Annotated in this window: 5 protein-coding genes and 2 tRNA genes; 2 read left to right on the top strand and 5 right to left on the bottom strand. The window is 62.8% G+C overall.

Translation table 11 applies throughout. From position 1 onward, the window contains the following. Positions 1-41 precede the first annotated feature (41 nt). The 5 genes from RYH74_RS25285 to rluD form a co-directional block, all read right to left on the bottom strand. Positions 42-118 (bottom strand) — tRNA-Pro (locus tag RYH74_RS25285). A 4-nt stretch (positions 119-122) separates the two neighbouring features. After that, positions 123-198: transfer RNA gene (locus tag RYH74_RS25280), tRNA-Asn, on the bottom strand. 397 nt (positions 199-595) lie between these two features. Further along, positions 596-3,160 (bottom strand): ATP-dependent chaperone ClpB, encoded by a 2,565-nt coding sequence (gene clpB, locus RYH74_RS25275; protein WP_025337607.1) that lies wholly within the window; start codon positions 3,158-3,160, stop codon positions 596-598. 250 nt (positions 3,161-3,410) lie between these two features. Beyond that, on the bottom strand, positions 3,411-4,151 hold the full coding sequence (pgeF, locus tag RYH74_RS25270; RefSeq protein WP_286100994.1) for a peptidoglycan editing factor PgeF: 741 nt from the start codon (positions 4,149-4,151) through the stop codon (positions 3,411-3,413). After that, entirely contained in the window at positions 4,148-5,110 is a 963-nt protein-coding gene (gene rluD, locus RYH74_RS25265; protein ID WP_025337605.1) for a 23S rRNA pseudouridine(1911/1915/1917) synthase RluD, read from the bottom strand. Before rluD ends, pgeF begins: the two co-directional genes overlap by 4 nt. Positions 5,111-5,257: 147 nt before the next feature. On the opposite strand from rluD, the gene RYH74_RS25260 reads away from it, so the two are divergent. Further along, positions 5,258-6,277, top strand: coding sequence for an outer membrane protein assembly factor BamD (locus RYH74_RS25260; protein WP_025337604.1), 1,020 nt, complete (start codon positions 5,258-5,260; stop codon positions 6,275-6,277). A 94-nt stretch (positions 6,278-6,371) separates the two neighbouring features. Then, positions 6,372-6,602 carry a PP0621 family protein gene (locus tag RYH74_RS25255; protein ID WP_046617024.1) on the top strand — a complete coding sequence of 77 codons (231 nt, stop codon included), beginning with the start codon at positions 6,372-6,374 and terminating at the stop codon, positions 6,600-6,602. The last annotated feature ends 148 nt before the right edge of the window (positions 6,603-6,750 follow it).

Below are 6,750 nucleotides of genomic sequence, written 5' to 3'. Positions count from 1 at the left end.
AAAGCCAACTGCTCTACCAACTGAGCTAACGACCCGGAAAATGGTCGGGGTGAGGGGATTCGAACTCCTGACATCCTGCTCCCAAAGCAGGCGCGCTACCGGACTGCGCTACACCCCGAGATTGGCTCCGCGACCTGGACTCGAACCAGGGACCCAATGATTAACAGTCATTTGCTCTACCGACTGAGCTATCGCGGAACTGAACTTCGGTACATCTTTACAGCTTCGAAGCTTGTGTTAGCTTCGGTCTCTTTGGCTACCCGCTTTCGCGTTGTCGCTGCTGAGGCCGGCTATTCTACATTCTTCGTTTTGCTTGTCAACCACTTTTTTTCATTCAACTTACTGATTTGTAAGTTGTTTTGCGGTCACCGATGTTGCTGGTGATTCGCTTAGTGCCTGACAACGCGGCGTATATTAGGGGCACTCGATTTTAGATGCAAGCAAAAATTTCAAAAATTTCAGCAAGTTATCCAGGAAGCCGGAAAGGCCCGGATTTGCTGGGGCTGTGAGGGCCTCTTCGCGGGCATGCCCGCTCCCACAGGTACGGCACAGGCAAAAAAAAGCCCCGCAGATGCGGGGCTCATGGTGAAACAGATCAGCCGAAGACGATTTCATCGCCCTCCACCTTGGCGGTAATCGCCGTCCCCGGCATGAACTTGCCTGCCAGGATCAACTGCGCCAACGGGTTTTCGATCCAGCGCTGGATGGCCCGCTTCAGCGGCCGTGCGCCATACACCGGGTCGTAACCCACGGCAATCAGCTTGTCCAACGCCTCCGGGCTCAAGCTCAGCGACAGTTCGCGCTCCAGCAGGCGGCTGCGCAGGCGGCCCAGCTGGATTTCGGTAATGCCGGCAATCTGCTCGCGGCCCAGTGGCTCGAACACCACCACTTCGTCGATACGGTTGATGAACTCCGGACGGAAGTGCGAACCCACCGCATCCATCACCGCCGCACGCTGTGCCTCGCGGTCACCCACCAGTTCCTGGATCTGCGCCGAGCCCAAGTTGGAGGTCATCACGATCACGGTGTTGCGGAAGTCCACGGTGCGCCCGTGGCTGTCGGTCAGGCGGCCGTCTTCCAGCACCTGCAGCAGCACGTTGAACACATCCGGGTGGGCCTTCTCCACCTCGTCCAGCAGCACCACCGAGTATGGCTTGCGCCGTACCGCCTCGGTCAGGTAACCGCCCTCTTCATACCCTACATAGCCTGGTGGGGCACCGATCAGGCGAGCCACGGAATGCTTCTCCATGAACTCGGACATGTCGATGCGCACCATCGCCTCTTCGGTGTCGAACAGGAACTCGGCCAGCGCCTTGCACAGCTCGGTCTTGCCCACCCCGGTCGGGCCAAGGAACAGGAACGAGCCACTCGGCCGGTTCGGGTCGGACAGCCCGGCACGCGAACGGCGCACGGCGTTGGCCACCGCGGTTACCGCCTCGCCCTGGCCGATCACGCGCTGGTGCAGCAGCTCTTCCATCTTCAGCAGCTTTTCACGCTCGCCTTCGAGCATCTTGGCCACCGGGATACCGGTCCACTTCGACACCACTTCGGCAATTTCTTCCTCGGTGACCTTGTTGCGCAGCAACTGGTTTTCGGTCTTGCCGTGCTGGTCGACCATCTGCAGGCTGCGCTCCAGGTCCGGGATCACCCCGTACTGCAGCTCGGCCATGCGGCTCAGGTCGCCTTTGCGACGGGCGGTCTCCAGCTCCTGGCGGGCCTGCTCGATCTTTTGCTGGATCTGCGCCGAGCCCTGCACCTCGGCCTTCTCGGAGGCCCAGATTTCTTCCAGGTCGGCGTACTCACGCTCCAGCCGGTCGATCTCCTCGGTCAGCTTCTCCAGGCGTTTTTTCGCCGCTTCGTCCTCTTCCTTCTTCAGCGCCTGCGATTCCACCTTCAGCTGGATCAGGCGACGGTCGAGGCGGTCGAGCACTTCCGGCTTGGAGTCGATCTCCATGCGGATGCGGCTGGCCGCTTCGTCGATCAGGTCGATGGCCTTGTCCGGCAGCTGGCGGTCGGTGATGTAGCGGTGGCTGAGCTTGGCCGCAGCAATGATGGCGCCGTCGGTGATGGCCACCTTGTGGTGCACTTCATAGCGCTCCTTCAGGCCACGCAGGATGGCGATGGTGTCTTCCTCGCTCGGCTCCTCGACCAGCACCTTCTGGAAGCGGCGCTCCAGGGCCGCGTCCTTCTCGATGAACTGGCGGTACTCGTTCAGCGTGGTGGCGCCAACGCAGTGCAGCTCGCCACGGGCCAGGGCCGGCTTGAGCATGTTGCCGGCATCCATGGCGCCCTCGCCTTTGCCGGCGCCGACCATGGTGTGAAGCTCGTCGATGAACAGGATGATCTGGCCTTCCTGCTTGGACAGCTCGTTCAGCAGGCCTTTGAGGCGCTCTTCGAACTCGCCGCGGTACTTGGCACCGGCAATCAGCGCGCCCATGTCCAGCGCCAGCAGGCGCTTGCCCTTGAGGCCGTCGGGCACTTCACCATTGATGATGCGCTGGGCCAGGCCTTCGGCGATGGCGGTCTTGCCTACGCCAGGCTCACCGATCAGCACCGGGTTGTTCTTGGTACGGCGTTGCAGCACCTGCACGGTACGGCGAATTTCGTCGTCACGGCCGATCACCGGGTCCAGCTTGCCTTCTTCGGCACGCTTGGTCAGGTCGACGGTGTACTTGTCCAGCGCCTGGCGCGATTCCTCGGCGTTGGCGTCGTTGACGGCCGCGCCGCCGCGCAGGTTGTTGATGGCATTTTCCAGGGCCTTCTTGGTCACGCCCTGGCTCAACAACAGCTTGCCGAGCTTGCTGTTCTCGTCCATGGCGGCCAGCAGCACCAGTTCGCTGGAAATGAACTGGTCACCCTTCTGCTGGGCCAGGCGGTCGGCCTGGTTGAGCAGGCGCGCCAGGTCCTGCGACATGTTCACGTCGCCGGTGGGGTTCTGGATTTTCGGCAGCTGGTCGAGTTCTTTCACCAGCGCCTGGCGCAGGCTGTTGATGTCGAAGCCTACTTGCATCAGCAGCGGCTTGATCGAACCGCCCTGCTGCTCGAGCAGTGCCTGCAACAGGTGCACGGGCTCGATGGCAGGATGGTCCATGCCAACGGCCAGGGATTGGGCATCGGATATTGCAAGCTGCAGCTTGCTGGTCAAACGGTCTATTCGCATGGGATACCTTCCTTTAAAGGGCAGGTCGGAGCGATGGACAGCGCCTGTTTATGAAGAAACCTGCCTGAGATGACCTTATAGATAAGGCTGATTCTGGAAGATTCAAGCGTAGCGGGGTTGACCGGGGTCAACCTGTTGGATTAGTGCTGGGCCATTCGCGGGTGAACCCGCTCCCACAAGTACTGCTCCGCTCTCAGGGTCTGTGATTATCCTGTGGGAGCGGGTTCACCCGCGAAGAGGCCGGTGCAGGCTAGCGCGGCTCCAGCCACACCAGGGAAGCAAAGCGCCCCCCCTGAGGGGTACGGCGATAGGAGAAGAACCGCTCATCGCTGACCGTGCACAAGCCACCGCCGTAAACAGCAGTCACCCCGCGCGCCGCCAAACGAATACGCGCCAGCTCATAGATGTCGGCCATCAACTTGCCCGGCCGGGCACCATCGACAAAGGCCCTGGCCGCTTCAGGGTGCACCGCCGTAAAGGCATCACGCACCTCCAGCCCCACTTCGAACGCCTGCGGGCCAATCGCCGGCCCCAACCACACCAGCACCTCTTCGGGCGGCAGTGCCAGGCGATCCAAGGTGGCCTCCAGCACACCACCGGCAAGCCCGCGCCAGCCAGCATGCGCCGCGGCCACGCGGGTACCGGCCCGGTCGCAGAACAGCGCAGGCAGGCAATCGGCAGTCATCACGGTGCAGGCAATGCCAGGCTGGTCGGTCCAGCTGGCGTCGGCCTCGGCCACCACGGCCGGGTCGGCATCCGCCACCACCAGCCCATGCACCTGCTTGAGCCAGGCCGGCTGGATGGCGAATTCGTCGCCCAGGCGACGACGGTTCTCGGCCACCGCGGCAGGGTCGTCCCCTACATGGTCGCCAAGGTTGAAGGTTTCATAGGGCGGCAGGCTGATGCCGCCCAGGCGGGTGGTGACACAGGCGCGCACCGAGGCCGGGGCCGGCCAGTCGGGGAACAGCAGCGACTGCGTCAGGTCACTCATCCGACAAAGCTCTCGCGGTCCTGGTTCAGCAGCGACAGCAACCAGACGAAGTCATCCGGCAGCGGCGATTCCCACTTCATGACTTCACCGGTAATCGGGTGGGCCAATGCCAGGAAGCGCGCATGCAGTGCCTGGCGCGGGAAGGTTTTCACCGCCTCGACCATGGTCGGGCTGGCTGCCGGCGGAATGCGGAAGCGCCCGCCGTAGGTCTGGTCGCCGACCAACGGGAAGCCAACGTGAGCCATGTGCACGCGAATCTGGTGGGTACGGCCGGTTTCCAGCTTGACCCGCACGTGGGTGTGCGAGCGGAAGCGCTTGAGCACACGGTAGTGGCTGACCGCCGGCTTGCCGCCGTCGGTGACCGCCATGCGCTGGCGCATGCCGCCGTGGCGGCCGATCGGGGCATCGATCTTGCCGCCGGCAGTGACCACGCCAATCACGATGCACTCGTAGATGCGGCTGACCTTGCGCGCCTGCATCTGCTCGACCAGCCGGGTCTGCGCCTGCAAGGTCTTGGCCACCACCATCAGGCCGGTGGTGTCCTTGTCCAGGCGGTGGACGATACCGGCACGCGGTACGTTGACGATGTCAGGCACGTGGTGCAGCAGTGCATTGAGCAAAGTCCCGCTGGCATGCCCGGCGGCCGGGTGCACAACCAGCCCGGCAGGCTTGTTGATCACCATGATATGGTCGTCTTCGTAGACGATATCCAGCTCGATATCTTCGGCGACCCACTCGCCCTGGGCCTCTTGCTCGGCCTCCAGGACAAGTTGCGAGCCACCATAGACGAGGTCTCGAGGGCGCACCACGGCACCATCGACCGTCAGGCGGCCTTCTTTGATCCACGAAGTCAGCCGGGAACGCGAGTACTCGGCGAACAATTGGGCGGCGACCTGGTCGAGGCGTTGACCGCCCAGTTCGGACGGGACCTCTGCGCTAAGTTGAATGATCTCGGACATGCTCGATTCGGCGGGCGCACAGCCTTTGGTTTCGGCTGCGAGCTTGTGGTTAAATACGACTTCTTTTGTCCCGGGGTTGGCCGGGGCGCTCATCATAACAGGACGGCACCGCCCAAGACAGCGGCCGTCAAAGGGACGCAAGCCGCCATGCAAGTGAAACACCTGCTGCTGATCGCCATCCTCGGGCTCACCGCGGCCTGTTCCTCCAATAAAGAAGTGATTGACGAGAACCTCAGCGAGGCCGAGCTGTATCAGCAGGCGCAAGCTGACCTGGACAACTCCAGCTACACCAGCGCCGTGAACAAGCTCAAGGCCCTGGAGTCGCGCTACCCGTTCGGCCGCTATGCCGACCAGGCGCAGCTCGAGCTGATCTACGCCAACTACAAGAACTCCGAGCCAGAGGCTGCCAAGTCGGCTGCCGAGCGCTTCATCCGCCTGCACCCGCAGCACCCGAACGTCGACTATGCCTACTACCTCAAGGGCCTGACCTCGTTCGACCAGGACCGTGGCCTGGTGGCGCGCTTCCTGCCGCTGGACATGACCAAGCGTGACCCGGGTGCTGCCCGCGACTCGTACAACGAGTTCGCCCAGCTGACCAGCCGCTTCCCCAACAGCCGCTACGCGCCCGACGCCAAGCAGCGCATGATCTACCTGCGCAACCTGCTGGCCTCGTACGAAATCCACGTGGCCGACTACTACCTGAGCCGCCAGGCCTATGTAGCCGCCGCCAACCGTGGCCGCTACGTGGTGGAGAACTTCCAGGAAACCCCATCGGTCGGCGACGGCCTGGCGGTGATGGTCGAGGCGTACCAGAAGATGCACCTGGACGAACTGGCCGCCACCAGCCTGGAAACCCTCAAGCTCAACTACCCGGACCACCCGAGCCTGGCAGATGGCGAGTTCCAGCCAAAGCAGACCGAGTCTGACGGCCGCGGCTGGCTGTCCAAGGCGACCCTGGGCCTGATCGAAACCGAAACCCCGCTGCCGCCGGGTGAAACCCGCGCCAACCAGGACGTGGTCAAGCAGTTCCAGGACGCGCGTGACGAGATGCCGCGTGAGCTGCTGCCGACTGACGAAAATGGTGACCCGATCGTGCCGGAAGGGCCGAAGGAAGCCGAGAAAGACCGCTCCTGGTTCAGCTACATGACCTTTGGTCTGTTCGACTGATACGCAGCGGTACATGAAAGGGAGGCCTTGGGCCTCCCTTTTTTATTGGCCGCGTCCTAGACTGTCGGCTTCTTCAACCGACAAGCTGGACACCATGGTTCGCCTACTTTTCTGGATCGCCCTGATCGCCGCCGCGTTCTGGCTGTGGCGCAAGTTCAAAGCCAGCCAACAGTCGCACCCCGAGGCGAAGCTGGATGCGCCGCTGAAGATGGTGCGCTGCGCCCATTGCGGCGTGCACCTGCCCAATGACCGGGCGCTGCAGCAGGGCAACGAGTGGTATTGCAGCCAGGCGCACCTGCAACAGGGCCCAGGCCGCCAGAACTGAACACAGTACCCTGTGGGAGCGGGTTCACCCGCGAATGCGTCGGTAGCTTCACTGCAGCATTCGCGGGTAAACCCGCTCCCACAGGTTGTGCGGTGAATCCCAACATCACTTATCCCTCCCCGACCCTTTCGCACCATTTGCGACCCCT

Origin of the sequence: Pseudomonas sp. LSJ-87, assembly GCF_032971465.1 — a bacterium.
Classification (GTDB): domain Bacteria; phylum Pseudomonadota; class Gammaproteobacteria; order Pseudomonadales; family Pseudomonadaceae; genus Aquipseudomonas; species Aquipseudomonas putida_Z.
The sequence above is the reverse complement of the archived record's forward strand: the minus strand, read 5'-3'. Positions and strand labels throughout refer to the sequence as shown.

Coding starts and splice junctions, on each gene's coding strand:
- clpB (WP_025337607.1), bottom strand. CDS start 3,160: ATGCGAATAGACCGTTTGACCAGCAAGCTGCAGCTTGCAATATCCGAT.
- pgeF (WP_286100994.1), bottom strand. CDS start 4,151: ATGAGTGACCTGACGCAGTCGCTGCTGTTCCCCGACTGGCCGGCCCCG.
- rluD (WP_025337605.1), bottom strand. CDS start 5,110: ATGTCCGAGATCATTCAACTTAGCGCAGAGGTCCCGTCCGAACTGGGC.
- RYH74_RS25260 (WP_025337604.1), top strand. CDS start 5,258: ATGCAAGTGAAACACCTGCTGCTGATCGCCATCCTCGGGCTCACCGCG.
- RYH74_RS25255 (WP_046617024.1), top strand. CDS start 6,372: ATGGTTCGCCTACTTTTCTGGATCGCCCTGATCGCCGCCGCGTTCTGG.